28 protein-coding genes, 9 tRNA genes, 2 riboswitches and 1 other annotated feature are annotated in these 26,644 nt (G+C 36.5%); of the genes, 34 read left to right on the forward strand and 3 right to left on the reverse strand.

The features are described 5' to 3' along the window. Positions 1-6 precede the first annotated feature (6 nt). The 20 genes from AS180_RS05985 to AS180_RS06080 all read left to right on the forward strand — a co-directional run bounded on the left by AS180_RS05985 (position 7) and on the right by AS180_RS06080 (position 8,277). A tRNA-Tyr gene (locus tag AS180_RS05985) sits at positions 7-90 on the forward strand. Between the two features lie 6 nt (positions 91-96). Further along, positions 97-170, forward strand: a tRNA-Trp gene (locus AS180_RS05990). A 9-nt stretch (positions 171-179) separates the two neighbouring features. After that, a tRNA-His gene (locus AS180_RS05995) sits at positions 180-255 on the forward strand. Positions 256-262: 7 nt separating this feature from the next. Further along, positions 263-337: transfer RNA gene (locus tag AS180_RS06000), tRNA-Gln, on the forward strand. Positions 338-345: 8 nt separating this feature from the next. Further along, a tRNA-Gly gene (locus AS180_RS06005) sits at positions 346-420 on the forward strand. 15 nt (positions 421-435) lie between these two features. Beyond that, a tRNA-Cys gene (locus AS180_RS06010) sits at positions 436-509 on the forward strand. Positions 510-527: 18 nt separating this feature from the next. After that, positions 528-616, forward strand: a tRNA-Leu gene (locus AS180_RS06015). A gap of 28 nt (positions 617-644) precedes the next feature. Continuing rightward, a tRNA-Leu gene (locus AS180_RS06020) sits at positions 645-726 on the forward strand. A 117-nt stretch (positions 727-843) separates the two neighbouring features. Beyond that, positions 844-1,257 (forward strand): phage integrase N-terminal SAM-like domain-containing protein, encoded by a 414-nt coding sequence (locus AS180_RS06025; protein WP_025911186.1) that lies wholly within the window; start codon positions 844-846, stop codon positions 1,255-1,257. Positions 1,258-1,417: 160 nt separating this feature from the next. Continuing rightward, on the forward strand, positions 1,418-1,798 hold the full coding sequence (locus tag AS180_RS06030; RefSeq protein WP_139109158.1) for a hypothetical protein: 381 nt from the start codon (positions 1,418-1,420) through the stop codon (positions 1,796-1,798). Then, the gene (locus AS180_RS06035) at positions 1,782-2,033 is read left to right on the forward strand and encodes a hypothetical protein (RefSeq protein ID WP_025911188.1); all 252 of its coding nucleotides are present in this window, start codon (positions 1,782-1,784) and stop codon (positions 2,031-2,033) included. The genes AS180_RS06030 and AS180_RS06035 overlap by 17 nt, the downstream gene beginning before the upstream one ends. A 98-nt stretch (positions 2,034-2,131) precedes the next feature. Next, positions 2,132-2,368, forward strand: a complete 237-nt coding sequence (locus AS180_RS06040) for a hypothetical protein (RefSeq protein ID WP_025911189.1) — start codon at positions 2,132-2,134, stop codon at positions 2,366-2,368. A 13-nt stretch (positions 2,369-2,381) separates the two neighbouring features. Continuing rightward, positions 2,382-2,756, forward strand: a complete 375-nt coding sequence (locus AS180_RS06045) for a hypothetical protein (protein WP_025911191.1) — start codon at positions 2,382-2,384, stop codon at positions 2,754-2,756. Positions 2,757-2,769: 13 nt separating this feature from the next. Beyond that, on the forward strand, positions 2,770-2,973 hold the full coding sequence (locus AS180_RS06050; RefSeq protein ID WP_025911192.1) for a hypothetical protein: 204 nt from the start codon (positions 2,770-2,772) through the stop codon (positions 2,971-2,973). Between the two features lie 414 nt (positions 2,974-3,387). Then, entirely contained in the window at positions 3,388-4,236 is an 849-nt protein-coding gene (locus AS180_RS06055) for an HNH endonuclease (protein WP_025911195.1), read from the forward strand. Between the two features lie 20 nt (positions 4,237-4,256). Beyond that, positions 4,257-4,706, forward strand: a complete 450-nt coding sequence (locus AS180_RS06060) for an SMI1/KNR4 family protein (protein ID WP_035321231.1) — start codon at positions 4,257-4,259, stop codon at positions 4,704-4,706. 264 nt (positions 4,707-4,970) lie between these two features. Beyond that, positions 4,971-5,282: a hypothetical protein gene (locus AS180_RS06065; RefSeq protein WP_025911198.1), complete on the forward strand. Its 312-nt coding sequence runs from the start codon at positions 4,971-4,973 to the stop codon at positions 5,280-5,282. 14 nt (positions 5,283-5,296) lie between these two features. Continuing rightward, positions 5,297-5,623 (forward strand): Imm8 family immunity protein, encoded by a 327-nt coding sequence (locus AS180_RS06070; protein WP_025911199.1) that lies wholly within the window; start codon positions 5,297-5,299, stop codon positions 5,621-5,623. A gap of 499 nt (positions 5,624-6,122) precedes the next feature. Continuing rightward, on the forward strand, positions 6,123-8,051 hold the full coding sequence (locus AS180_RS06075) for a fructose-bisphosphatase class III (protein WP_062686542.1): 1,929 nt from the start codon (positions 6,123-6,125) through the stop codon (positions 8,049-8,051). A 152-nt stretch (positions 8,052-8,203) separates the two neighbouring features. Then, positions 8,204-8,277 (forward strand) — tRNA-Gly (locus AS180_RS06080). Positions 8,278-8,399: 122 nt separating this feature from the next. Here the strand turns inward: AS180_RS06080 and AS180_RS06085 are convergent. Further along, complete coding sequence (locus AS180_RS06085; protein WP_025908455.1) at positions 8,400-9,065, reverse strand: B3/B4 domain-containing protein; 666 nt, start codon at positions 9,063-9,065, stop codon at positions 8,400-8,402. 109 nt (positions 9,066-9,174) lie between these two features. Here AS180_RS06085 and queG point away from each other — a divergent pair, with 109 nt between their 5' ends. The 11 genes from queG (at position 9,175) to AS180_RS06140 (ending at position 19,686) form a co-directional block, all read left to right on the forward strand. Beyond that, positions 9,175-10,311 carry a tRNA epoxyqueuosine(34) reductase QueG gene (gene queG, locus AS180_RS06090; RefSeq protein ID WP_025908456.1) on the forward strand — a complete coding sequence of 379 codons (1,137 nt, stop codon included), beginning with the start codon at positions 9,175-9,177 and terminating at the stop codon, positions 10,309-10,311. Positions 10,312-10,386: 75 nt separating this feature from the next. Beyond that, positions 10,387-11,277 carry an amidase domain-containing protein gene (locus tag AS180_RS06095; protein ID WP_025908457.1) on the forward strand — a complete coding sequence of 297 codons (891 nt, stop codon included), beginning with the start codon at positions 10,387-10,389 and terminating at the stop codon, positions 11,275-11,277. Between the two features lie 58 nt (positions 11,278-11,335). Then, entirely contained in the window at positions 11,336-11,836 is a 501-nt protein-coding gene (gene trmL / locus AS180_RS06100; RefSeq protein ID WP_090752733.1) for a tRNA (uridine(34)/cytosine(34)/5-carboxymethylaminomethyluridine(34)-2'-O)-methyltransferase TrmL, read from the forward strand. Positions 11,837-12,170: 334 nt separating this feature from the next. Continuing rightward, positions 12,171-14,066, forward strand: a complete 1,896-nt coding sequence (locus tag AS180_RS06105) for a PrkA family serine protein kinase (protein ID WP_025908459.1) — start codon at positions 12,171-12,173, stop codon at positions 14,064-14,066. A 226-nt stretch (positions 14,067-14,292) separates the two neighbouring features. After that, complete coding sequence (yhbH, locus tag AS180_RS06110) at positions 14,293-15,471, forward strand: sporulation protein YhbH (protein WP_025908460.1); 1,179 nt, start codon at positions 14,293-14,295, stop codon at positions 15,469-15,471. A gap of 120 nt (positions 15,472-15,591) precedes the next feature. After that, positions 15,592-16,035, forward strand: a complete 444-nt coding sequence (locus AS180_RS06115; protein WP_062686543.1) for a MarR family winged helix-turn-helix transcriptional regulator — start codon at positions 15,592-15,594, stop codon at positions 16,033-16,035. A gap of 8 nt (positions 16,036-16,043) precedes the next feature. Then, a complete protein-coding gene (locus AS180_RS06120; RefSeq protein WP_062686567.1) occupies positions 16,044-16,601 on the forward strand; it encodes a TVP38/TMEM64 family protein in 558 nt (185 codons plus the stop codon). A 17-nt stretch (positions 16,602-16,618) separates the two neighbouring features. Further along, a complete protein-coding gene (asd, locus tag AS180_RS06125; protein WP_025908463.1) occupies positions 16,619-17,467 on the forward strand; it encodes an archaetidylserine decarboxylase in 849 nt (282 codons plus the stop codon). Positions 17,468-17,558: 91 nt separating this feature from the next. Continuing rightward, positions 17,559-18,587, forward strand: a complete 1,029-nt coding sequence (locus AS180_RS06130; protein WP_062686544.1) for a spore germination protein — start codon at positions 17,559-17,561, stop codon at positions 18,585-18,587. A gap of 23 nt (positions 18,588-18,610) precedes the next feature. Beyond that, positions 18,611-18,856, forward strand: coding sequence for a hypothetical protein (locus AS180_RS06135; RefSeq protein ID WP_025908465.1), 246 nt, complete (start codon positions 18,611-18,613; stop codon positions 18,854-18,856). 386 nt (positions 18,857-19,242) lie between these two features. Beyond that, on the forward strand, positions 19,243-19,686 hold the full coding sequence (locus AS180_RS06140) for a VanZ family protein (protein ID WP_025908466.1): 444 nt from the start codon (positions 19,243-19,245) through the stop codon (positions 19,684-19,686). A 38-nt stretch (positions 19,687-19,724) separates the two neighbouring features. Here the strand turns inward: AS180_RS06140 and thiC are convergent, their stop codons facing one another. Both thiC and AS180_RS06150 read right to left on the reverse strand, forming a co-directional pair. Next, on the reverse strand, positions 19,725-21,491 hold the full coding sequence (thiC, locus tag AS180_RS06145) for a phosphomethylpyrimidine synthase ThiC (RefSeq protein WP_025908467.1): 1,767 nt from the start codon (positions 21,489-21,491) through the stop codon (positions 19,725-19,727). A 117-nt stretch (positions 21,492-21,608) separates the two neighbouring features. Next, positions 21,609-21,721: riboswitch (TPP riboswitch) on the reverse strand. A gap of 54 nt (positions 21,722-21,775) precedes the next feature. After that, entirely contained in the window at positions 21,776-22,063 is a 288-nt protein-coding gene (locus AS180_RS06150; RefSeq protein ID WP_025908468.1) for a hypothetical protein, read from the reverse strand. 173 nt (positions 22,064-22,236) lie between these two features. Beyond that, positions 22,237-22,479: a binding site (T-box leader), on the forward strand. Positions 22,480-22,584: 105 nt separating this feature from the next. Between AS180_RS06150 and brnQ the strand changes: the two genes are divergently transcribed. From brnQ to AS180_RS06165, 3 genes are all read left to right on the forward strand, one after another. After that, positions 22,585-23,925 (forward strand): branched-chain amino acid transport system II carrier protein, encoded by a 1,341-nt coding sequence (gene brnQ, locus AS180_RS06155; protein ID WP_025908469.1) that lies wholly within the window; start codon positions 22,585-22,587, stop codon positions 23,923-23,925. A gap of 148 nt (positions 23,926-24,073) precedes the next feature. Further along, entirely contained in the window at positions 24,074-24,898 is an 825-nt protein-coding gene (locus AS180_RS06160) for an undecaprenyl-diphosphate phosphatase (protein WP_025908470.1), read from the forward strand. Between the two features lie 171 nt (positions 24,899-25,069). Further along, positions 25,070-25,216: riboswitch (cyclic di-AMP (ydaO/yuaA leader) on the forward strand. A gap of 96 nt (positions 25,217-25,312) precedes the next feature. Continuing rightward, positions 25,313-26,593, forward strand: coding sequence for a cation:dicarboxylate symporter family transporter (locus tag AS180_RS06165; RefSeq protein WP_062686545.1), 1,281 nt, complete (start codon positions 25,313-25,315; stop codon positions 26,591-26,593). The last annotated feature ends 51 nt before the right edge of the window (positions 26,594-26,644 follow it).

The following is a 26,644-nucleotide window of genomic DNA, read 5'->3' on the forward strand; positions in this document are numbered from 1 at the left end:
TTTTCTGGAGGGGTAGCGAAGTGGCTAAACGCGGCGGACTGTAAATCCGCTCCTTCGGGTTCGGCAGTTCGAATCTGCCCCCCTCCACCATCTTATAGGGGTATAGTTTAAAGGTAGAACTACGGTCTCCAAAACCGTCAGTGTGGGTTCGATTCCTACTACCCCTGCCAATTAATACGGCGATTGTGGCGAAGTGGTTAACGCATCGGATTGTGGTTCCGACATTCGTGGGTTCGATTCCCATCAGTCGCCCCATTTTTATTGGGCTATAGCCAAGCGGTAAGGCAACGGACTTTGACTCCGTCATGCGTTGGTTCGAATCCAGCTAGCCCAGCCATACAATATGCGGAAGTAGTTCAGTGGTAGAACACCACCTTGCCAAGGTGGGGGTCGCGAGTTCGAACCTCGTCTTCCGCTCCATATTTTGAATAAAGTGGCGGCATAGCCAAGTGGTAAGGCAGAGGTCTGCAAAACCTTTATCACCGGTTCAAATCCGGTTGCCGCCTCCATTATTCACAATAAGTCCTGCCGGGGTGGTGGAATTGGCAGACACACAGGACTTAAAATCCTGCGGTAGGTGACTACCGTGCCGGTTCAAGTCCGGCCCTCGGCACCATTTATATTATTTCTGCCTTTTTTATTTTGCCAGTGTGGCGGAATTGGCAGACGCGCACGACTCAAAATCGTGTTCCTTCGGGAGTGTCGGTTCGACCCCGACCACTGGTACTTTAGCTTTACTTGAATCTTATAATGACAAGACTTCAACGAATACGTTGAAGTCTTTTTTTGTGTTTTTCTTAACACGACAAAAATAAACCAAAATCGTGTGTATAGGAGGTTTTTATGAGTAGACGTGGAGAGTTAAATGAAAAAGAGTTAAACATTATTAAAAAGAAAGTAAACGATGAAGAAGCATTTGAAAAGTTCTTTAGAGACTGTTATCTAAGAAATTTAAGACCTGCTACTGTCAAATATTATAAGAACGAATTTCAAGCGTTTAGAAGGCGTATCGATAAAGAACTTGTGGAATGTAATTACAAAGATATTGAAGACTTTATTCTAATGAGTAAACAATCTATTAAGATTACCACTATTAATACTCGATTGCGTGCACTTTGTTCATTTTATAATTTTTTGTTTAAAAATAAGCTTATTGATAAGAACCCCATGAAAAATATTAAATTGCTGAGAGATAGGCAAAAAAATATTGAGACTTTAGACAATAAGGAAATAGAGTTATTATCGGTAAAAAAATAGAGCAATTGCTTGGACAAGCGCTGTAAGAAAAGGGTATACAAAGTTACTAAAGGCACCTGTTCCACAACTATTCCCACAGCTTCTCCCACTTGGACCGTCTTTACCACAAAAAACAATGGAACAAGCTCTTAAAGATGCAAAACTTTCGTTTGTAAAGTTTATGAAAAACAGTAAAGACGTAAAAGAAGTGGATGGTGTAGAGAAAGCAAAAAAAGTGTCACATACAGACCAACTTTCCAAAACAAAGGATGCCAAAGCCGTTCATAAAGTAAATACTTCAAATATTACAATTAAAGATGGAAAACTGAAAAATCTAGATAATGTTGAAACTGTTAAGTCTATTGATGTATTTGATGAAGTTGAAGGGAAAATTAATGGAAAGTATCATCTTTATGACAACGGGCAGATTATTTTCGAACATCCTGCAAAAAATGGAAATGTTATTTATAAAGAAGTTCGAAAGGTTCCTAATGATCGCGTGGGTGAAGCAAAAGAGCTTGATTCTATGTTTTCAGGTACAAAACTTGAGATATTATATTAATCCAAAAAGCTTGGGTAAAAAAGCAGTTCTTGGTTTCACCAAAAAAATCTCTACAAAAGCAGCTAAAAAAGAAATTGGCAAGGTTACGAAAAAAACCTATAAAAATTTGCAGTCTGATGCTGAAACAAAACAATGGAAGTATGAAGATGGTAAGCCGATACGACCAAATGCGAAGAAAGTAGAGAACGTTAAACAGGAGAAAGCCACTCATGACAAATCCGTCCCTAAAAAATAGATTCACCTTCAGATTTTGCTGATAGAGAAAAGTTAGAGGGGCATTTTGAAAAACATGATGGTGAATTTGAAGGAATTTATAGTAATGTAGACGAATACTTGGAAGGCGCAAGATTTGTAATTGAGAATGGGATTAAAGTCAAATACAACTATAGAGGGGAAATTAGAACCGGGTATATTCAGAATATAGGAAGTAGTAGAAAAGGATTTGCAAAATTTGAGTTTGTTGGCACTAATAATAATGGTCAAATCACTACATATCATACTCAAAGTGGTAAAAAGTTTTGGAAAACTATTAACGGTAAGAATGTTCCGGTCATTAACCCTGCAGAGTAAAGGAGCTAATTAAATGAAATATTTCGCTAAAGTGAAGAAATTAGATGAACATTTGGAAGAAGAGGTTACTTTAGATATAGACGGTGTAGTATTTACAGCATTTATCGATATTTGTCCGTATGAAATTAAGGAAGGTCAAGATTATCCAGTAAATATAAGTTTTACAATTTTCAATGATTTACATATTCGTTTAATTGAAAATAGAGTCAAAGAGTTGGAGAGAATTCAGGAATCATATAGGTATCTAATTCGAGGAATTGTTCGCGAAGGTTTTGTTGATGCTGGTCTGCGCGTGGTAGATGAAGAGGGTTACCTTGATGATTATCCAGAGATAATTGGTGAATACGCGGAGATTAAAGTAGATCGAATCGGTGTGGAATTTTTATAATGCACATTAGTGGATGACACTCAATATAGAAACTGAAAAAATCCTATATAAAGGTAAAGCTTATTCTGTGTCTGCTGCTAATAAAGCTAAGGAAGATTTTTCTGGTAAAAATAACAATTCAACAAAAGGATGGAAGTTTTGGAAGTATATAACTGACTCCGGAGAAGAAAGATTTATGGATGACTATAGAAGAAACAAAGCCCCTGCTACTTTATAATTAAAGAGGCAAGGCTTTGTTTTTTTAAAGTAGTTATTGGAGAATAAATACAATATTAGAATCCATCATTTGAATAAACTAAATTGATATAAACAACAAACTTTCATAATAATCCACCATGTATATATTGTAGGGACTGATGAGAATTCATTGTAGTTATATAATTGTTCTACACGTAATGCTTTACATCCAAAAGTTGTTCAAAATTGGATGGCTCATACTTATGAAACAGTAAAAAATGGTGTTTTAGCTTGGAGTATTACGGTACAAAAAGAATATAGTAAAGTTGAGAATAAGATATTACCGAGAGCGCACCCCCCCCTTTAATGAATAACAATTTGTCTCTTGCACAAAAAAGAATGCAAGCAGCATTTCAAGACGTGAAATATATAGTTGGAAGAGGAAAGCAAGCTATTGAAAGTATATATGCTGCTGTTGATCCCAATATTCACCCAAGAGTATAGGAGTGCTAAGGCTGTAACAAGTACTTCAGATTCGAGCAAATCATCTCATCACAAGCACAAGAAACCAGATAAAAAGCCATCTGTCTGGAAGCAGATAACAACAGGAGCATGGGACGGAGCTAAAGGTGCTAGTGCGGTTGTCAAGGGTGGGTTGAAGCAAGCTGCAAAATCAGAAGCAGCAGCTGCTGTGAAGAAAGCTACTGTGAATGGAACAAAACATACCAAAACAAAACATACCAAAACAAAAGTACAAGCAGGTTACCAATCTCTTACTCAACAGCACTTAAACTATGAAGTGGCTGGTATTGAAAAAGTTAACATTCCTGATTTCCAACATGTAGAAACACCGGATACTAAAAATCAATTGTATCAGGCTGCACCATATACATACACAAATCTTCATACTGGGGAAGAAAAGACAGTTAGTCTTCGTATGGGACATAAAAAGAATCATGTTCATCCAATAACAGGTGTTCCTTACGATAGCGATGGTTTTCCAATTTTTGATTTTAAATTTCAAACTCATATTGATCCATCATTTTATTTGAAAAATGATACAGCTCAATTTAAGGAAGCTGCTAGACTACTATATGAGGAAACAAAAAAAGATCCAGTACTCGCTAGTAAATTCACAGAAAGAGAAATACAAATGTTTGGAAAAGGTATAAAACCTAAAGGTTATACCTGGCATCATCATCAAGACGAAGGTAAAATGCAATTAGTAGATGAGTTTATTCATAGTAAGACTGGTCATACAGGCGGAAGGCATATCTGGGGCGGCGGTAAAGAATACCGATAATAATTAGGAGGAGAAAATTAATGGATATAGAGTGGTTATTTTGTTCAGAACAAGAAGCTACATTGAAAGATGTACTTGAAGTAGAGAAGAAATTTGGTATTAAGTTTCCAATTGATTACATAGATTGTATTTTAGAAAACCATGAAGGTTATCCCTCTCTAAATGCGTTTGATTATGGAAAAGTAAAGGGCGCAGCATTTAACCATCTATTGAGCTTTAATCAACAAGAGATAGATTATCTGGTTCAAGTGCGTGAGAATATCGAAGATAGATTGATAGATAAAGTATATCCTTTCGCTGATACACCAGGTGGTGATTATCTTTGTTTTGACTATCGAACAAATGAAGCAAACCCATCTATTGTTTATTGGGATCATGAGTTGGCGTATGAAGACCCCGAAGAAGGGGTGTTCTTTGTAGCAAATACGTTTACCCAATTATTAAGTAAATTATATAGTGAGGAAGAATAATAAAAGGGGCCCAAGTTAATGCTTGAGGCTCCTTTTATTACTTCATATAAATTAACCGCGGATTTAGCTAGCGATTTGATTATCTGTATCTTTAAGAACATTTACATAATCATCTAAGAGTTTAGCAACTTTAGTAAGAAGGTTAGACATTTCTACTAAAATACCATTCAAAATCTTAGATTGCTAGATGAATTAGTAAAGGCTTATTTCTTTAATCAATAGGATAATACTAAACCTAAAAGTAAATGGTGGCACGAAGGTTATGTGGAAGACATGAGTTCGTACGATATACTGAATGGAGCAAAAAAATCTCCAAAAGGTTTATCGACATTAGGTAGTGCTACTCGAGAAAATGCAATAAATGCTGGAAAGGGTTGGGTAGGACCAGGTGCTCGAGAGATTATAGTAGATGGGAAAGTAATTGGTTATGGTACAAAAGATCGTGCTTTTAGAATACAATTTAAGCCAAAGGAAAATATGTGGAGAGCAAACTTTCAAGATAATAGTTTTGTAACCACTGTAGGTGGAAAGAAAACTGTTCAAATAAAGAATGTTCACGTAGACATTACTGATTAAGGAGTTGTATAGGAATGCTTGTCATTAAAGCCCTTACTAATATTCATGAAGATTGGGGAGAATCATTCGAAGATTTCTGTATTTATTATCAATTAGACGTTGGCTTAGAAGGTGTTGAGGGAGCTTCAGATATGTTTTCTTTTGAAGTTATAAGTCCTGCAAGACTCAACAACGTAATTGAAGATATCGAAATTGGTCGTGGATATTTAATAATGAAAGATTATGATCAAAATAAAGTAGAACAAACAGTGAAAAGACTAGTAGAAATGAGCAGAGAAGAAGATTTAGATGATGCTTTAAAAAATTTATCTAAATATTTTAGATGGGATATGGATAATTAAATTATAAAAAGAGTGTCTAATTGGATAGTAATTTAGTTAGAAGGCTCTCTTACTTTTTCAATAATTAAATGTGTGTATTTGTGTACTCTAATTGGGCTACTTATTTATTACTAACTAAAAAACTATAGTTAATTGAATAAATTAATTAAGTGAACACATATTTTTTTACGCAAATTTTACGCATAATTTTACAAAACCTTATTAAATCAATACTTTGACCGCCATTTCAACCCCGACCACCGGTATTAGTTTTACATAAAAGAACGTAATGTTAAGACTTCAACAGAGATGTTGAGGTCTTTTTTGTGTTTAGTCTTTTCAAAGCAACTGATTAAGTTTGAATTAAATAAAAATTGTAAATTAGTTAACAAAATGTAATTGATCTCTCTAGAAGTCGAGTGTGAAGAGGTGTACAATAAGTACTAAAGATGAAAGACTCACGCAGTAAGCTTCTGTAAACGCTGAGGTGATAAGTTAGTTTGAAAGGGGATACATAGTTTTGAACGTAAATTATTTAGATCTACTGGCTAAGAAGTATGACACAGAAGAGAAAGTGGTAACGGAAATTATTAACTTAGAAGCAATTCTAAATTTGCCAAAAGGAACAGAACACTTTGTAAGTGATTTACACGGCGAGTATCAGGCCTTTCAACACGTATTACGGAATGGGTCGGGAAACGTAAAAGAAAAGATTAAAGATCTGTTTAAGGATACATTATCTCAACAAGAAATTAATGAATTTGCGACGCTTGTTTATTATCCAGAAGAGAAGCTGAAGATTATTAAAGCAAACTTTACTCGCAAACAAGAACTACGTGATTGGTATACGACAATGATTAATCGCATGCTTGATTTAGTTTTGTATGCATCATCGAAGTATACACGTTCAAAGGTGCGTAAAGCACTCCCTGAGCAGTTTGCTTATATTATTGAAGAGCTTTTATATAAGACAGATGAATTTACAAATAAAGAGCATTACTATCATAAAATTGTGCAGCAAATCATTTCATTAGGACAAGCTGATAAACTTATATCAGGACTGGCTTATACCATTCAGCGGTTGGTTGTCGATCATTTGCATGTCGTTGGAGATATTTATGATCGTGGTCCAGAACCTGATAAGATCATGGAAACTCTTATTAACTATCATTCCGTCGATATTCAGTGGGGAAACCATGACGTTCTTTGGATTGGAGCTTTTGCAGGTTCGAAAGTATGCTTAGCTAATATTGTTCGTATTTGTGCACGTTATAATAACTTAAATATTATTGAAGATGCGTATGGTATTAACTTACGACCACTTCTAAACCTAGCAGAAAAATATTATGATGATAATCCTGCATTCCGTCCAAAAGAAAATGTAGGTTCGCAACTATCTGAGCATGAACGTTTACAGATTACAAAAATTCATCAAGCTATTGCGATGATTCAGTTTAAGCTTGAAATGCCAATTATTAAAAGACGTCCGTATTTCAATATGTCAGAACGACTTTTGCTTGAGAAAGTTAATTATGAAACAAATGAAATTACACTTGGAGATAAAACGTATCCTATTGAAAATGGATGCTTTGCAACGGTAAACCCTGAAAATCCACAAGAGCTCTTAGAAGAAGAGGAGCAGGTTATTGAGAAATTATTGTTTTCAGTTCAACATTCTGAAAAGCTAGCAAGACATATGAACTTTCTTATGAATAAAGGAAATCTCTATTTGAAATACAATGGGAACTTACTCATCCATGGATGTATTCCTTTAGATGAAGAAGGAAATATGGAAAAGATGGTGATTGAAGGCAAGTTTTATTCAGGTCGTCAACTGTTAGATGTGTTTGAGCAGTATTTGCGTTCGGCTTTTGCAGGCCCGGATAAAACGGATGATTTAGCAACTGACATGGTCTGGTATTTATGGACGGGCGAATATTCATCTCTATTTGGAAAACGAGCGATGACGACGTTTGAGCGCTATTTCATTAAAGATAAAGCAACGCATAAAGAAAAGAAAAATCCATATTATTACCTTCGTGAAAAAGAGGATATGTGCCGTCGAATATTAGCTGATTTTGGATTAAATCCAGATCATGGTCATATCATTAATGGTCACACGCCTGTTAAAGAGATAGAAGGTGAAAACCCTGTTAAAGCAAACGGTAGAATGATTGTCATTGATGGCGGGTTTTCAAAAGCATATCAATCACAAACCGGAATTGCAGGATATACGTTATTGTCTAATTCTTATGGCATGCAGTTAGTTGCTCATAAGCACTTTAACTCCAAAAAAGATATCTTATTGGACGAAGCTGATGTACTATCCGTTAAGCGACTAGTTGATAAAGAATTGGAACGAAAAATGGTAAAAGAAACAAATGTAGGTGAACAGATATTAGAAGAAATTTCAGTTTTAAAAGCTTTAAGAGATTATCGATATAGCTAAGAAATAGGCTTTGCAAGGTAACTTGTAAAGCCTATTTGTTTATGAAAACTTAATAGTTCGTTAATATTTTCACATAAATTTAACAGAAGGGTTGCAATTTATGTCGAAAGATACTATAATGAATGTTGTTAAGAGATAGCACAACTTCATTTGCGGGTGTAGTTTAATGGTAAAACCTCAGCCTTCCAAGCTGATGTCGTGGGTTCGATTCCCATCACCCGCTCCATACATATTGTGATCACAACGCAGTATCTTGTTTACCAAAAACAAGGTGTTGCGTTTTTTATATTTTTAGGGTTATAGTGAATAAAAAAGACGTTTATCTAAATTAGATAAACGTCTTTGTGGTTAGTTGATAAGCGAATACGAAGCTTCTCCACCATGAATTTGTGTAAACATGGTGCTGAGAGATTCAGTTAGTTTTAAGGAGCTTTCAGTAGATAGAGAAGGTTTTAAGAAGATTATCTGAAGTGCTTCAGATGTCTGTTCAGAAACTGGAGCTCGGTTGGAGTCAACATAAGGACTTCCAAAAGGACCTTGTTCATCTGCTAATACAAGCTTATTGTATAGAGACACTTCTCGACCATTAATTGCAAGGTAACTTTCATCTTCATTCCCAAGTCGTAACGAAATGTCTCCATTTAAACAGCTTTTATCGTAAATGCCTAAAGGAACTTCGTACTGAAGGGAAAAGAAGTTATTTAAGTCTACAGCTGAATTAATTGTGGGTAAGTACGTTTGTTTTTGAATTCGACGAAATAATGCTTCAATGGATGGACGATATTTGCTTGGATCGGTTCCAAACTCCTTAAATATGCATCTCCACTCCTTGATTCCTTCAAAAGAAGTGATGGTTCTATCTTGTAAATCAAAATAAATGGATTCTTGAAAGAGTCGTAACCTTCCTTTTAACATTTGTGGAGCTTCGCTTACTTCGATATTTCGATAATGAATAATGCCTAGTTTAATATCATTATTTTTTTCTTTAATTTCTGGTGAAATGATAACGTTCATATAAAATACCACCTTTTCATTAGTGAGTTATGTATAGAGTAGAATTGTTCCAGTGAAAATGATAGTAAAAGCAATTCTACGCATTGAATTTTAAAGGAGAATAGCATAAATGGATTTTCAACAGTTAAAAAAAGAAGTGATTGCCTATAGTAAAGAAATAGGTATTGATAAAATTGGTTTTGCTAGTGCGTCAACGTTTGAGACGTTAAAAGATCGTTTATTAAGACAACAAGAATTAGGCTACGCTTCAGGGTTTGAAGAACCAGATATTGAGAAGCGTACGAATCCAACGCTTTTGGTTCCAAAAGCGAAGTCAATCATTGCTATTGCTCTTGCATACCCTTCTAAAATGCCTAATGCACCAAGAAGTACAAAGGAAGACCGAAGAGGCATTTTTTGTCGTGCTTCTTGGGGACAAGATTATCATACCATTTTACGAGACAGGCTCCAAAAACTTGAATCGTTCTTAAAAGAAAAAGTTCAAGGTGTTGAAGTGAAATCTATGGTAGACACGGGCGAGCTCTCTGATCGAGCCGTTGCCGAGCGAGCTGGGATTGGCTGGAGTGGAAAGAATTGCGCGATTATTACGCCGGAGTTTGGTTCATACGTATATTTAGGTGAAATCGTCACGAATATTCCATTTGAACCGGATCAACCAATTGAAGACCAGTGCGGTACTTGTAATAAATGTGTTGAAGTATGCCCAACAGGTGCATTAGTTACAGGCGGACAGCTTAATTCTCAGCGTTGTATTGCATTTTTAACACAAACAAAAGGTTTTTTGGTAGATGAGTTTCGAGATAAAATTGGCAACCGCTTATACGGCTGCGATACGTGCCAAACGGTATGTCCTGAGAATAAAGGTAAAGACTTTCACTTTCATCCTGAAATGGAACCAGATCCTGAGATTGCAAAGCCGAAGTTAAAGCCGTTATTAACAATGAGCAATCGTGAGTTTAAAGAAAAATATGGCCATGTATCTGGTTCTTGGCGTGGAAAAAAACCAATTCAACGTAATGCAATTATTGCACTTGCTCATTTTAAGGATGAAACAGCTATACCTGATTTAATTAAAGTAATGAAAGAAGATGTACGTCCTGTAATACGAGGAACAGCAGCTTGGGCCTTAGGGAAAATTGGAAACGATGAGGTGCTACCTATACTGGAACAATTAAAAGAAAAAGAGCAGGATGAGGAAGCCAAGCAAGAGTTTGAAAAGGGAATTGCGCTGTTAGTAAAGTCATAGAAGATGAAATTGTTGTGTTAAAAGGTAAGCTGTTCATCATAGCGTATAGTAAAAGCAGAGAAATGTGGTGAACAGATGCTAGCAAAGAAAAATGTCCTATATACATTGATGAAAGCCAAAGCAAATAGCTACGTGAATCAAGTAATCAGCGAGGACTTTAAGCCGTTTATCGAACAGGAATACGAGCTTAAGCAGTCTTTACTGAGAAAGAGAAAAGTAGAGGTTGTGAAGTGTACGGTTAAAGGAGCTATTCATGACGTTCAAAATGAAAATGAAGAGACAAAGGTTACTTATCAAATACACAAACGATTTTTATGTAAACAAGATGATTTATTTTACGTAGAAGAAGAGGTAGAAGAGCGGTGCGCATTGTTTTATAAAGATACGCTAATTCATGATAAATTGCTTCCTATTCATATAGATGAAATAGATGACTTAGAATTTAGTATGGATGATAAGGAAGAAATAGCTGATCGAAATGGGTACTATGACCGTCTAGCAGCGGTACAGTATGCAGAAACATATTGGAATACGCCTAATCCAGCTTATAAATACTTTGAGGTGAACTGTACGAATTACATCTCTCAGTGTTTACGAGCAGGAAAAGCCCCTATGAGAGGTCAACCTAATCGAAGTAAAGGCTGGTGGCTAAGTAAAGATAATTGGAGCTATAGCTGGGCGGTGGCGCACTCGATGCACAGTTATCTCCAAAACTCAAAACAAGGGCTGCGAGCCATTAAAAAAAGCTCAGTTAAAGAGTTAACAATGGGTGATGTTATTTGCTATGATTTTGAAGGAGACGGCAGATGGAACCACACGACAATCGTTGTGGCAAAAGATGCAGACGGGATGCCTTTAGTTAATGCTAATACGTATAATAGCCGCATGCGCTATTGGGCTTATGAAGATTCGACAGCTTATACGCCAAATATGAAGTATGCGTTTTTCCATATTACCGATCAATAAATATCCCTTTTGTTTTGAAAAGTTAATGGTATAATGATGAATAGATTTGTATTTAGAGGTGACTATTTTGGGACTACATGTTGTTTTATATCAACCAGAAATTCCAGCTAACACTGGTAATATTGCGAGAACTTGTGCAGCAACGAACACAACTTTACACTTAGTTCGTCCATTAGGCTTCTCGACGGATGATAAAATGTTAAAGCGCGCCGGCTTAGATTATTGGGATTATGTTGAGGTTATCTATCATGATTCGTTAGAAGAAATTTTTGAAAAGTATCCAGAAGCAGCATTTTACTTCATCACTAAATTCGGAAAGAAGCCGCATTCATCCTTTGACTATAGCAATGTAGAAGATGATCACTTCTTTGTGTTTGGTCGCGAAACAAGTGGATTACCTGATGAAATCATTGAAGCGAATATGGATAGATGCTTGCGTTTACCAATGACGAAAAACGTTCGGTCTTTAAACTTATCAAACACGGCAGCTATTTTAATTTATGAAGCGCTGCGACAGCAAGAGTACGGCGACTTATTAAGAGAAAATCCCCTTGATTAAGGGGATTTTCTTTTTTTTTACAAGGATGACTGTTCTATGTAGGTTCATTCTATTTGCGCTTTACCCCAGGCTTGTCATTATACCCAGCCGTAAAAATTGCTGATAAAAAAGCAAGTGATACGCCTAAAACCAATAGTAACCTCATGGATAGAGCCTCCTTTATTTTTCTGTCATGCTCCTCCTAATTATTATAGCTAATTCAGGGCACGCTGTGAATCTTTAATGTAGACAAAATTCTGAATTTCTTAATTTAAAAAGCATGTTCAAACATTTTACTGCATAGATTGTATTAATCTTGTTCACTAGCACCAGAACTAGTAGGGGAGGTCCTTTAATGGATATATTAAAGAAAATTGAAAAATACCGTGAAGCAGAGAATCGACTTAAATGGGAAGGTACATTTGAAGAATATTTAAAACTAATTAAAGATGAGCCTTTAATTGCTCAGCCAGCGCATTCAAGGGTCTACAATATGATTAAAGATGCAGGAATTGAAGATGTCAATGGGAAAAAGCAATATAAATTCTTCAGTGAACAAATGTTTGGTCTAGAAGAATCGCTTGAAAGGCTGGTTGAAGAATACTTCCATCCTGCAGCGAAACGATTAGATGTCCGGAAGCGTATTTTATTACTTATGGGACCAGTTAGTGGAGGGAAATCAACGCTTGTTACCATGCTAAAAAGAGGATTAGAAGCGTATTCTTTAACAGATCGTGGTGCTGTCTATGCAATCAAAGGATGCCCAATGCATGAAGATCCACTTCATTTAATTCCACACCATCTGCGTCGAGATTTCTATGAAGAGTATGGCATTCGAGTTGAAGGAAACTTATCGCCTTTAAATACAATGAGATTAGAGGAAGAGTATGGCGGCAGAATTGAAGACGTTATTGTCGAAAGAATCTTCTTCTCTGAAGATAAACGTACGGGGATTGGTACATTCAGTCCATCTGATCCAAAATCTCAGGACATTGCTGACTTAACAGGAAGCATTGACTTTTCAACCATTGCTGAATACGGATCAGAATCAGATCCACGAGCATATCGATTTGACGGAGAGCTAAATAAAGCGAACCGAGGAATGATGGAGTTCCAGGAGATGTTAAAGTGTGATGAGAAGTTCTTATGGCATTTATTATCTCTTACCCAAGAAGGGAATTTTAAAGCAGGACGATTTGCTTTAATTAGTGCAGATGAATTAATCGTCGCACATACAAATGAAACGGAGTATCGCTCCTTTATTTCGAATAAGAAAAATGAAGCCTTGCATTCACGTATTATCGTCATGCCGGTTCCATATAACTTAAAGGTTAGTGAAGAAGAGAAAATCTATGAAAAAATGATTCGAGAAAGCGACGTATCGGATGTGCATATCGCACCACATACGCTGCGCATTGCTTCCATCTTTACAACGCTAACAAGATTAAAAGAGCCTAAAAAAGGCGATATTGATCTATTAAAGAAAATGAGGCTATATGATGGCCAATCTGTTGAAGGTTACAACGATGCAGATGTGGAAGAGTTGAAGAAAGAACATTCGGATGAAGGTATGAGTGGAATCGATCCACGTTATGTAATTAACCGTATTTCATCAACTATCATTCGAAAAGATATTAAATCAATTAATGCGTTAGATGTATTGCGTTCACTAAAAGAGGGGTTAGATCAGCATGCATCTATTTCAGCAGAAGACCGTGAGCGCTATCTAAACTACATTTCATTAGCACGTAAAGAATATGATGAAATCGCGAAAAAAGAAGTTCAAAAAGCATTCGTATATTCATATGAAGAATCAGCGAAGACGCTGATGGAGAACTACCTCGATAACGTTGAGGCATATTGCAATAAAAACAAGCTGCGCGATCCGTTAACAGGGGAAGAAATGAATCCAGATGAAAAGCTAATGCGCTCAATTGAAGAGCAAATTGGCATTTCAGAAAATGCGAAGAAAGCGTTCCGTGAAGAAATCTTAATCCGTATTTCTGCGTATGCTCGTAAAGGGAAACGCTTTGACTATAATTCGCACGAGCGTTTACGTGAAGCTATTCAGAAAAAATTATTTGCGGACTTAAAAGATGTAGTGAAAATTACCACATCAACGAAGACACCAGACGAACAGCAGCTGAAAAAAGTAAATGAGGTAGTTGCTCGCTTAATTGATGAGCATGGCTATAATTCCGTTTCAGCGAACGAACTTTTACGCTATGTAGGAAGCTTATTGAATCGATAAAGAATGATAAAAAACATGGCACCGCTGATATGTGCCATGTTTTCTTTATCTTTTATATTAGCAAAATAGGCATTTATCTCATTCACAGTAGATGCTTTTTCATATGATAGTGTACAGCCGGACTTTTTAAAAGTCGAAGCTAAATTAATTAGCAAGTATACCATTTTGAGACATAGGATAGAATAACCAACCTTTCAAAAGCAGCTTGAACAAGGAGGGGAAATACGTGGGTAAAGAGATTGATAAGAGTTTTGCGATTTCCAAGGAAGACTGGTCCCTCCACCGTAAGGGTCATGACGATCAGAAGCGACACCAAGAAAAAATCCAAGAAGCGATAAAGAATAACTTACCGGATTTAATTACAGAAGAAAACATTGTCATGTCAAATGGGAGAGACGTTGTTAAGATTCCAATTCGTTCATTAGATGAGTACAGAATTCGCTACAATTATGATAAGAATAAACATGTTGGTCAAGGTGATGGGGAAAGTAAGGTAGGAGATGTGGTAGCCAGAGATGGATCTGGCGGTGATGGAAAAAAAGGTGCTGGCAAAGGTCAAGGTGCAGGTGATCAAGCTGGAGAAGATTACTTTGAAGCAGAAGTATCGCTCATGGAGCTACAAGAAGCACTGTTTGCACAGCTTGAACTTCCGAATTTACAGCGAAAAGAATCTGATAACATTGTTGTTGAACACATCGAATTTAATGATATTCGACGTACTGGCTTGATGGGGAACATTGATAAAAAGCGCACGATGATGTCTGCGTACAAGAGAAATGCAATGACTGGTAAGCCTGCATTTCACCCAATTTTCCCTGAAGATTTAAAGTTTAAGACGTGGAATGAAGTAACAAAACCTGAATCAAAAGCAGTTGTGCTTGCGATGATGGATACAAGTGGGTCTATGGGGATTTGGGAAAAGTATATGGCGAGAAGTTTTTTCTTTTGGATGACTCGCTTTTTACGAACAAAGTATGAAACTGTCGAAATTGAATTTATTGCCCATCATACAGAAGCCAAAGTTGTTTCAGAAGAAGACTTTTTCTCTAAGGGAGAAAGCGGTGGAACTATTTGTTCATCAGCTTACCGTAAAGCACTTGAATTGATTAATAAAAAGTACGATCCTAGCCGTTATAATATTTATCCATTTCACTTTTCAGATGGCGACAATTTGACATCCGACAACGCAAGGTGTGTTAAGCTTGTAAACGAACTAATGAAGGTTTCTAATATGTTTGGATATGGAGAAGTAAATCAATACAATCGTCATTCGACTTTAATGTCTGCATATAAGAATATTCAGGATGAACAGTTCCGCCATTTTATTCTTAAGCAAAAAGCAGATGTATTTCATGCGATGAAAAGCTTTTTTAGAAAAGAGCCAGAAGGAACAAAATATGCATAAGGTATCACTTAAGAAGCCACTTCTATACAAGAAGGGGCTTCTTGTAGTTGACAGCTATTCGTCTCCGTTATATAGTTTATGTAGTTAAACTATTTAAGTATATAAACTAGGAGTGTCTAAATGGAACAAGCTGATAATATAAAAAAAGCTATTTCTATATTTAATAAAGTAAACGATTATTTAATGAAGACGTACTTTTCTTCGCTAATTAATGATATTACGCCAAAGCAATTTAATGTGCTGAGGTCAGTTTATGATATGCAACCTGTAAACGTGCAGACGATTGCGAAAAAATATAATTTGTCAATGAGCTCTGTTAGTCAGCTTATTACTAAATTAGAAAAAGAAAGTTATTTGCATCGAGAACTTAATCCTGAAAATCGTCGGGAAATCCTTTTAACGCTTGGTCCTAAAGGGCAGGAATACTTTGATGAATATGAGCGAATTGATCAATTTATTATAGAGCGCTACTATTCCCCTTTATCTATGGAAGAAACACAGCAGCTAAAAGAAATTGCTAACAAGCTTTATCGAGTTGTAACAGGAGAAAACAGCGACAAATGAATGCGGATATCCAAGAAATTACGGTTCAGCTATTCGAAAGCTATGATAGTATTGCATTTATACTAAGTATTTTGTTGAATGTGCTCATTAGTATTGCTGGTGTTTTACCAAGCGTATTTTTAACAGCTGCTAATTTGGTTGTTTTTGGTTTTTGGGAAGGAATGGTTATTTCGTTTATTGGAGAATCAGTTGGAGCAGTTGTTTCGTTTTGGCTCTACCGAAAAGGTTTTCGAAAGTTAACTGCTCATAAGCAGTTGTCTTCTCCTAAAATTCAACAGCTTTTACATGCACGGGGAAAAGAAGCATTTCTACTTATTCTTTCTTTGAGACTATTACCTTTTGTCCCTTCAGGACTTGTTACATTTATTGCGGCTATTGGAAAGACTTCTTTAGGGATTTTTATTTTAGCAAGCTCAATTGGAAAGCTTCCTTCAATTCTTATTGAAGGCTATTCTGTTTACCAAGTCATGAGTTGGACAAGCACTGGGAAGGTATTGGTTTCTTTCATAGGCTGCGTACTTATCATACTTGTAGTTCGAAAACTTTATACACGGTCTGCCATATGAAAGGAATGTTATAGGAAATGATTAATCAAATAGCAAAGCAAATCATTGAAATATTACCACAAAATGCGATTTCACGTGGAGTAGGGGTGTTAGGACGCTCAAGTATTAGCAGATATATCATCAAGCCATATAGCAAAATTTATAAAATTAATCTAGATGAAATGGAACAATCTTTAGACTCTTATCCTAATTTCACTTCATTTTTCACGAGAAAGCTAAAAGCAGAAGCCCGAGAAGTCGTAGCCGATCCATATACTCTTTCCAGTCCAGTAGATGGAAAAGTAGCAGAATATGGCGATATTAAGGAAGGAACTCTTATTCAAGCAAAAGGGATTGATTATCGAGTAGAGCAGCTGATTGGGTGTACGAAAGAAGAAGCTGAAAGGTTTGACGGTGGAACTTTTTTAACCATTTATTTAAGCCCTAGCGATTATCACCGCATTCATATGCCGCTTTCAGGAGCGGTCACAAAAGCAACATATTTACCAGGACGTTTGTTCCCGGTTAATCGTATCGGAGTCGAGCATGTTCCTGGGCTATTCACAAAAAACGAGCGATTGATCACATATGTGGATACGCAAGCTGGAACAATAGCGCTTGTTAAAGTAGGCGCATTTATTGTTGGAAGTGTCCAGGTACCATACGGAAATCATACGACTAATGTAAAGAATGGAAAATATTATACGACATCTGTTAACGATACCTTTTATGAAAAAGGAGAAGAAGTGGGGTTATTTGAGTTTGGCTCAACGGTAGTCCTTTTGTTCGAAAGAGATAAGGTAAAGCTAACGAATACATTGGAACGTGGAACAAAATTAAAATATGGGGAACCGATTGGAACGTATAAGTCAGGAGATTTGGGATAAACACCAAATCTTCTTTTTATGTTTAAATTACATAATATTTCCAAATTCAGAAACGCTGAAAGTCTAACTATTTAGAATTGAGGTGGATTTGATGCTGATTAAACGTTATCCCAAAAAGAAAAAACAAAAGCAAGCAAGCGTACCAAAGCAAGATCCAGCATCTATCAACATTCCGCTCAAACTAACAATTGAAGAAAATAAAAAGTATATTCAAGAGTACTTAGACTATACAAGTGATTTAGGTGAGCGCTGGTTAACTTTTAATGGTAAAAAAGCGCTTTTAATGTATTTTATACCGCTCATGGATTCGGTGAAATTAAACGAACATGTAATTAAACTAATGCTTCTTGAAAAGGAAGGAGACCCAAAAGAGGTTATTCAAATCGGTTCCGTTAACGAATCTCAAGATTTGCATGAAATCATTACGTTGCTCTGTCGCGGAGGAGCTATTTTATTTCTTGAAGATACACCCATTTTATATGTAATTGATGCTACGCTTCCTGCATCTAGGGAAGTTAGCCAAGCAATCGATGAAAAAGTTGTGCGCGGTTCTCATGAAGGGTTTGTTGAAAATCTAGATAAAAACATAAACTTAATGCGTCAGCGTTTTTTAGATGGAAGCTTAATCGTTAAATACCTTGAAGTCGGTACAATTTCGCGCACGAGAGTAGCTGTTTTATACCTTAAAGGAATTTCAAATCCAGAATACTATGAAGAAGTATTTCGACGATTAGAATCAATTGACGTGGACGCTGTGGAAAGCGGGAGTATTATTGAAGAAGCTCTTGAAAATTCACCGTTTTCACCTTTTCCACAGCCGCTTAATACAGAAAGACCGGACCGCGTGATGGGGAATTTATTAGAAGGAAGAATTGCGATTATGACAGCTGGAAACTCATCCACAATTGTTGCGCCTTCTTGCTTTTTTACATTCTATCAATCACCAGAAGATTATAATACGCGCTCTTTGTACGGCTCTTTCTTTCGATTGTTGAGAATCTTTAGTTTTTTTGTGGCAATCAGTCTACCAGCATTATATATTGCTACGATTTCATTTCACTATGAGCTTATCCCTGTTGATTTAATTTTAACGGTGAAAAGCAATCACTCGTACCAGTAGAGACTCTTCAAACGATTTGTACATTGTTATTTGATGAAGGAAAAGGGTTAGCTCTACTTTATGCAAAATTTAATAAGGAAAACATGTCTGTAGAAATAAAGGGAATTGCGTTATTTAATGGGGAAAAATTTTCGGGAATAACGTTAAAAGATGAGGAAGCAAAAGCATTATTATTATCAAATAAAAAGAACAAATATATGACGATGACAGATAAGGTAAAGATGAATGGAAAAAAGACTATGCTCAAATCGATATTAAACCAGATGTAACTGTTGAAGTGATTCATCGAGGAATCATTAATTAATTACAAGAGGTTGAGACATAAGTGCTTCAAACAATGATATACCCCAACTATCACAAGTTAACTGCTTTTGATAGCTTGGGTATTTTTTTGTTGGTTCAAAAACAAATTCAAAAAACTAGCGTAAGGGAACGAACTTGTGCTTACAACCTAGCTATTATAACAAAGTAATGATTCGCCTTTGAGAAGGAATCATTTCATTGTGTCCCAGTCTCTTTTATTTTTAAAGTTTGGTATCCAGAAAAAGAGGTAACGTGATAGGATAAAGTAAGCTGAATGTTTCATAAATACATAGCATGTACAATATGATAGAAGTAAAAGCAGACGGTAAGGACAGAGAAGGTGTGGAAAAACATGACGGATAATACAAAGAAAAAAGTAAAACAAGGATTGCTTTTCTTGTTTATTATATATGGTGTGACACTTATTTACGTCACGCTCATTAAAGAAAACGAGCAAGTATATGGGCAAGCCATGAACTTAAGCTTATTTAGTACAATTAAGCTCATGTGGGCCAGTGGAAATCTTGAGCTAGCATTCGTGAACGTAATAGGGAATATTGTAATGTTTGCTCCAATTGGAATGTTTATACCGCTTTTTATGAAATCATTTGACGGATTTATTCAAGTGGTTGTCACAGGGTTCTTAATCAGTTTCACTGTTGAGATTTTACAATATGAGTTAACAGAGCGAGTTTTTGATATTGATGATATTCTGCTAAATTCAATTGGAACACTGGTCGGATGGATTTTAGTTAAGCTGCTCTTTTTCTTTAAAAGACTTATTTTAAAACGATAGACACCGAGATAAGTAGTTGCTTACCTCGGTGCTTTTTATTAAGAATAAAGTTTAGATCCTTTTTCAATAAATTCCTGTGATTTTTCTTTCATGCCTTGTTTAGCGAAATCAACGAGCTGTTTTTCATCCGCTAGTTGTCTAATATCATGAGAAATTCTCATTGAACAGAACTTAGGTCCACACATGGAACAAAAGTGAGCGGTTTTAGCACCTTCTGCTGGTAGTGTTTCATCATGGTATTCTCGAGCTCGGTCAGGATCTAACGATAAATTAAATTGGTCATGCCATCTAAACTCAAATCGAGCTTTTGAAAGTGCGTTATCACGAATTTGGGCACCTGGGTGACCTTTTGCAAGATCAGCAGCATGAGCAGCAATTTTATAGGTAATTACACCTTCGCGAACATCTTCTTTATTCGGGAGGCCTAAATGTTCTTTTGGGGTTACATAACAAAGCATTGCTGTACCAAACCACCCAATCATTGCAGCTCCAATACCAGACGTAATGTGGTCATAGCCCGGTGCTATATCAGTTGTTAGTGGTCCCAGGGTATAGAATGGTGCTTCGTGGCAAACTTCCATTTGTCGGTCAACGTTCTCTTTAATCAGATGCATTGGCACATGTCCAGGACCCTCAATCATTACTTGAACATCATGCTTCCATGCAATTGTTGTTAATTCGCCAAGCGTATCAAGCTCTGCAAATTGAGCTTCGTCGTTCGCATCAGCAATTGAACCAGGGCGCAGGCCATCTCCCAGTGAGATTGAGATATCATATTGCTTACAAATTTCGCAAATCTCTTCAAAGTGTGTATACAAAAAGTTTTCTTGGTGATGTGCTAAGCACCATTGAGCCAAAATGGAACCACCCCGTGAGACAATACCGGTTGTTCGCGTAGCAGTTAGTGGAATATAGCGCAACAGTACGCCTGCATGAATTGTAAAGTAATCAACCCCTTGTTCTGCTTGTTCAATGAGTGTATCACGATAAACCTCCCAAGATAGGTCTTCTGCTATACCATTAACTTTCTCTAAAGCTTGATAGATTGGGACAGTGCCAACAGGAACGGGTGAATTTCGAATAATCCATTCGCGCGTCTTATGAATGTCTTTACCAGTTGAAAGATCCATAATTGTATCTGCTCCCCACCTTGTAGCCCACGTCATCTTTTCAACTTCATCTTCAATTGATGAATGAACAGCAGAGTTTCCGATATTTGCATTAATTTTCACGTGAAACTTTGTTCCAATAATCATTGGTTCAACTTCTGGGTGGTTAATATTGCAGGGAATGATTGCACGCCCTGCTGCAACTTCTTCACGAATCGTTTCTGCACTCATTTGCTCACGAATTGCGATAAATTCCATTTCAGGCGTGATAATTCCTTTTTTTGCATAATGCATTTGGGTGACGTTTCTGTCATCCTTTGCTTTTTGTGGTGAATAATTAATAAGGGGAAAGCTTTTCGTTTCGTTCCGTTGATCGCCTTCTTTATAGCCGTTATCTCTTGCTTGAACGGTACGGCCAGCATAGGAAAAAGTATCGTTTCGTTCTGCAATCCATGGTTTGCGTAAAGGTGGCAGTCCTTTTTCTAAATCTACACTATAGGCTGGATCGGTGTATACGCCGCTTGTATCGTAAACGCGAACGGGGGTGTTTTGCTCTTCACCGCGGTCGTTTACAGTGGGGGAAAGGTGGATTTCGCGCATCGGTACTTGAATATCACTTCGAGTCCCTTGCACGTATACTTTTTTACTGTTTGGAAACGGCTGTTGCATTGAAATGATTACTTGTTCTTTAGACATACTTATTCCTCCATTATGCTAGTAGATTTTGAGAAAATAAGCTATACCGAACAAAAAAATCGGGCTCTATGTAAGAGCCCGATGGAATAGACAAAAAAGAAAACAGCATAAAACACCGTTCTTTCAAGACTACTTCCCTACGTTGGTATAACCCAAATCAGGTTCAGAGGGTTAAAGAGCACAATAACTCTTCTCTCAGTCTGTGTAATCAGACACCCCTAGTAGAAAATCATTTAATTGACGACTTCATTCTACCATCATTAGGGAAAAATGCAAGCGGTTATTTATCTTTTTGCTGCTTCAAATGCAATAACAATAGCGGTAATAATATGCATAACCATTCCCACAACTGGGATTACGCCGACAAATGATGTCACCATCCCCAAAATATTTCCGTAAGCTGAACGACCTTCTTTATGAGATAAAAATAGAGCAATTGCATGCAGGAAAAAAGCAAATACTAAAGGTCCCCATGAAAAGCTTATGATGAATGCACCACCAATTAGAGGAATACCTAAAAATGCTTCATACCCAGCCGTTAGCCATTTCATAACACGTACATTTCCGCTCATGTATAAGAGCCTCCTATTAAGTAATATAGTAGTATATACGAACGAATTAGCTAGAAGTTTCATTTTATAGACTGACTATTAATGGGAAAAAATATAATTGATAAAATATTTTAATTTTTGTATACAAATCTTAAAAGTTTTGTTAAAATATTTTTATTCAATTAAAACACCTTATAAATTCGTTGAAGAGAACGAGTAGGTTATGAAAACTGTTCCCCAGAGAGCTAACGTTTGCTGAAAGTTAGCGTACAGTTCCTAGCTGAAAATCATCTCTGAGAAAATATGCTGAAGCCTTATAGTAAGTATATTCGGACGTCCACCGTTAGAAGGAACACGTATGAACACGTACGTTGGCGAGTGCTGCTGTTTTTAGTAGAACGAGGGTGGTAACGCGAGAATTATATCTCGTCCCTTTTTAGGGACGGGATTTTTTTGTGTATAAAAAGGAGTGATTCGAGTGGAAAGTGATATTGACATTAGACAGAAAAATCAGAAATACAAACAATCTAGGAGGAACTCACATGAATGCTTTATCAAGAAAAGATACACTGTTTATTAGTTTAATGCTATTCTCATTATTTTTTGGAGCAGGAAACTTAATTTTCCCTCCATTTTTAGGACAGTCTGCTGGAAGTGAATTGTGGCCAGCTGTTACAGGCTTCATTTTATCGGCTGTGGGGCTACCAATCCTGGGTGTCATTGCTGTAGCAAAATCAAATGGTCTTCATTCATTAGCAAACCGAGTCCACCCAGTTTTCGCCGTTGTATTTACGGTCATGATTTACTTAGCAATTGGACCTTTTTTAGGAATCCCACGAGCAGGAAGCTTAGCATTTGAAATGGGCGTACAGCCTTTTTTACCTGAAGGAGTAAATGTAAAAGCCGCGCTGTTTGGATATACGTTTTGTTATTTTGCACTTGCTTACTGGTTAGCTTTAAAGCCTTCAAAGCTTGTTGACCGCTTTGGAAAAGTATTAACGCCAGTTTTATTAGTTCTTATTTCACTTATTTTTATTCGTGCCCTTTCTTATCCTTTTGAGCCGGCTGGTCAACCTGCAGGTAATTATGTCACAAAAGCATTCGCTACTGGATTTACCGATGGTTATGCGACCATGGATACAATCGCTGCGCTAAACTTTGGAATTGTCATTGCAATGGCTTTGAAGCAAAAAGGAATGACTAGTGCGAAAAGTATTATGTCATCATCCATTCGTGCAGGAGTAATTGCAGGAACGTTGCTAGCTATTATTTATCTTATGCTGGCATATTTAGGATCTGTTAGTCATGCCAATGCAGCAAATGGAGCAATAACGTTAACGAACATTGTATTTACGCTTTTTGGACCGTTCGGAGCTGTTCTATTAGGAGTTGTATTTACGCTAGCTTGTTTAACAACTTCTGTTGGATTATTAACCTCATGCAGTCAGTATTTTGAGCAATTAGTACCGAAAGTATCATATAAGGTTTGGGTTAGTACAATTGCCGTATTTAGTTTACTTGTTGCAAACTTAGGATTAACCATGATTCTAAAAATTTCAGTTCCAGTTTTAACAGCTATTTACCCTGTTGCTATTATGCTAATTGTTCTATCATTAACGAATTCTTTAATCAAAGGAAAGCAAGGTGTATATGCTTTATCTATTTTATTCGTTGGAATTGTAAGCGTAACGGACGCTTGTCTTCAGTCAGGGTTAAACTTAGGTGCTTGGGGGGAACTTGTAAAGACTTTGCCATTGTATAACACAGGATTTGGTTGGTTAGTACCAGCAATCGCTGGGGCTATGGGCGGTTATCTTCTTAGCTTATATAATCTAAAAGGTAAAGTAGTTCACTCAAAACAAGTTAAATCATATAGTAAATAAGATTGTCCATAAAAAAGCCCAAACTGGGCTTTTTTTGTTCTTCAAATAAAGATTGTGTTTTTATCAGCAAACAATTATGATAAAAAGCGAATATTCACGTTTGCTATGAAGATGAAAAAATTATGTAATCTTGAAAGGTAGAGTAAAAATGTGGGAAATTATTGTTGCGATTATTTTAGGAATTGTAGAAGGTCTAACTGAATTTGCGCCTGTATCATCGACCGGACACATGATTATTGTAGATGATTTATGGCTGAATTCAAAAGAGCTATTTTCACCAGAGGTTGCTAATACATTTAAGATTGTCATTCAATTAGGCTCGATCCTAGCCGTTGTTGTTTTGTTTAGAAATCGTTTTATTAATCTATTAGGGTTAAATCGTAAAAATGAGAAATATGAACAGGTAACAAATCGATTAAAACTTTCTCAAGTTATCGTTGGTTTGCTTCCGGCAGCTGTATTAGGATTCTTATTTGAAGATTTTATTGACAAGCATTTGTTCTCGTTGAACACGGTGTTAGTCAGCTTAATTGCAGGAGCAATTTTAATGATTATTGCAGACCGCTTTGCTTCAAGAATTCCAAAAACAGAAACGGTAGATCAAATGACTTATCGTCAAGCAATTGGTGTTGGATTATTTCAATGTATCGCTCTATGGCCAGGGTTTTCACGCTCTGGTGCTACGATTTCAGGTGGGGTACTTTTGGGTATGAGCCACCGAGCAGCTTCTGACTTTACTTTTATTATGGCTGTTCCTATCATGGCAGGAGCTAGTGGGTTATCATTAATCAAAAATTGGCAGTATTTCACAATTGATGCATTGCCTTTTTTCATTGCTGGTTTTATTAGTGCTTTCATTGTAGCGCTTGTTTCCATTCGCTTTTTCTTAAAATTAATTAATCGAATAAAATTGGTACCTTTTGCTATTTATCGTATTGTATTAGCAGTTGCTATTTATCTTGTATTCTTTTAAGAATGCTAAAACAGCCTTGGTTACATTTAGAGCCAAGGCTGTTTTATATTTTGGCATTTATATAGTTAAAAAGTTTTGAGTCATAAAAATAAATTGACAAGCTTTCGAAAAACAGATAAATTATTCTTATTGAATAAAATATTAATTCTGTATAATATTTCAGAAAAATAATTTAATAAGAAGCTTAGTCTACATTAGAGCGGGGGAACCACAAATTTGGTATATCATATGCCTTGGGGTGAATCTTTCCTGAGTGAAAGTAGGGTACTCTCAAACCCGAATCCGACAGTTAACCTCGTCTGCTTATTGAGAGAAAGAACATTGTCTTTTTGTCGACCATTCTTTCTTTTAGAATGGTCTTTTTTTAATTTTCAGAAAAAATAAAATCGCTTTACAACAGAGAGGAGAGCACATATGAAAAAATTGCGGTTTGGCATGGCAACACAAATTTTTGTTGGTTTAATTTTAGGTATTCTAGTTGGTGTTATTTGGTTTAATGATCCAAGAGTAGCAACGTATTTACAGCCTCTGGGCGACTTATTCTTACGCCTGATTAAAATGATTGTTATTCCAATTGTTATCTCAAGCTTAATTGTTGGTATTGCGGGCGCTGGTAACGGCAAGCAAGTAGGCCGATTAGGTGCTAAGACTATCATTTACTTTGAAGTCATCACAACGTTTGCAATCATTATAGGTGTTTTATTGGCTAATGCTTTCCAACCAGGTGTAGGAGTGGACATTGAATCTGCACAAAAGACTGATATTAACCAGTACGTAGAGACAAGTGAAGAACAAAGTGAGAAATCCGTTGCAGAAACGTTCCTTCATATTGTTCCAACGAACTTCTTCCAATCATTAGTGGAAGGTGACATGTTAGCCATCATCTTTTTCTCCGTGTTATTTGGATTAGGTGTAGCAGCTATTGGGGATCGTGGAAAGCCTGTTTTACAATTTTTTGACGGCGTTTCTCATGCGATGTTCCATGTTGTTAACATGATGATGAAAGTTGCTCCTATCGGGGTCTTTGCTCTCATTGGTGTAACTGTTTCTAAGTTTGGTTTAGAATCATTAATGTCTCTAGCGAAACTTGTTATTCTAGTTTACGCTGGTTTACTGTTCTTCTTAATTGTGGTTTTAGGAGCGGTTGCGAAATGGGCTGGTGTAAATATCTTTACATTAATGCGTTATTTAAAAGATGAATTGCTGTTAGCATATAGCACATCAAGTTCAGAAACGGTATTACCGCGTATTATGGGCAAATTAGAAAAAATGGGATGTCCAAAAGCTATTGTATCGTTTGTTATCCCAATTGGTTATACGTTTAACTTAGATGGATCTGTGCTGTATCAAGCAATTGCCGCTATTTTCTTGGCACAGGTTTATGGAATTGACTTAACCATTGTCGAACAGCTAACGCTAATCCTAGTGCTTATGATTACTTCAAAAGGGATGGCAGCCGTTCCAGGAACATCATTTGTTGTATTATTAGCAACGTTGGGTACGATTGGAATTCCAGCCGAAGGTCTTGCATTCATTGCCGGTGTGGACCGAATTATGGATATGGCTCGTACAGTTGTAAACTTAATGGGTAACACAATTGCAGGAATTGTTATGTCTAAGTCTGAAGGCAAGTACAATCCTATAAAAGCTAATGAAGTGATGAAACAGTCGAGAGAGGCAAAAGTAGCTAGCTAATGTATCTTCTAATCTCGTAACAATGCTTAATGCATAAGGCTACTTACCGGT

The organism is Priestia veravalensis, from assembly GCF_001457055.1.
GTDB classification, from domain to species: domain Bacteria; phylum Bacillota; class Bacilli; order Bacillales; family Bacillaceae_H; genus Priestia; species Priestia flexa.

Bases quoted from the DNA above. Each gene is read 5' to 3' on its own strand.
- AS180_RS06025 (WP_025911186.1), top strand. From the start codon at position 844: ATGAGTAGACGTGGAGAGTTAAATGAAAAAGAGTTAAACATTATTAAA.
- AS180_RS06030 (WP_139109158.1), top strand. From the start codon at position 1,418: ATGAAAAACAGTAAAGACGTAAAAGAAGTGGATGGTGTAGAGAAAGCA.
- AS180_RS06045 (WP_025911191.1), top strand. From the start codon at position 2,382: ATGAAATATTTCGCTAAAGTGAAGAAATTAGATGAACATTTGGAAGAA.
- AS180_RS06050 (WP_025911192.1), top strand. From the start codon at position 2,770: ATGACACTCAATATAGAAACTGAAAAAATCCTATATAAAGGTAAAGCT.
- AS180_RS06060 (WP_035321231.1), top strand. From the start codon at position 4,257: ATGGATATAGAGTGGTTATTTTGTTCAGAACAAGAAGCTACATTGAAA.
- AS180_RS06070 (WP_025911199.1), top strand. From the start codon at position 5,297: ATGCTTGTCATTAAAGCCCTTACTAATATTCATGAAGATTGGGGAGAA.
- AS180_RS06085 (WP_025908455.1), bottom strand. From the start codon at position 9,065: ATGAACGTTATCATTTCACCAGAAATTAAAGAAAAAAATAATGATATT.
- queG (WP_025908456.1), top strand. From the start codon at position 9,175: ATGGATTTTCAACAGTTAAAAAAAGAAGTGATTGCCTATAGTAAAGAA.
- AS180_RS06095 (WP_025908457.1), top strand. From the start codon at position 10,387: ATGCTAGCAAAGAAAAATGTCCTATATACATTGATGAAAGCCAAAGCA.
- AS180_RS06105 (WP_025908459.1), top strand. From the start codon at position 12,171: ATGGATATATTAAAGAAAATTGAAAAATACCGTGAAGCAGAGAATCGA.
- AS180_RS06115 (WP_062686543.1), top strand. From the start codon at position 15,592: ATGGAACAAGCTGATAATATAAAAAAAGCTATTTCTATATTTAATAAA.
- asd (WP_025908463.1), top strand. From the start codon at position 16,619: ATGATTAATCAAATAGCAAAGCAAATCATTGAAATATTACCACAAAAT.
- AS180_RS06130 (WP_062686544.1), top strand. From the start codon at position 17,559: ATGCTGATTAAACGTTATCCCAAAAAGAAAAAACAAAAGCAAGCAAGC.
- AS180_RS06140 (WP_025908466.1), top strand. From the start codon at position 19,243: ATGACGGATAATACAAAGAAAAAAGTAAAACAAGGATTGCTTTTCTTG.
- thiC (WP_025908467.1), bottom strand. From the start codon at position 21,491: ATGTCTAAAGAACAAGTAATCATTTCAATGCAACAGCCGTTTCCAAAC.
- AS180_RS06150 (WP_025908468.1), bottom strand. From the start codon at position 22,063: ATGAGCGGAAATGTACGTGTTATGAAATGGCTAACGGCTGGGTATGAA.
- brnQ (WP_025908469.1), top strand. From the start codon at position 22,585: ATGAATGCTTTATCAAGAAAAGATACACTGTTTATTAGTTTAATGCTA.
- AS180_RS06160 (WP_025908470.1), top strand. From the start codon at position 24,074: ATGTGGGAAATTATTGTTGCGATTATTTTAGGAATTGTAGAAGGTCTA.
- AS180_RS06165 (WP_062686545.1), top strand. From the start codon at position 25,313: ATGAAAAAATTGCGGTTTGGCATGGCAACACAAATTTTTGTTGGTTTA.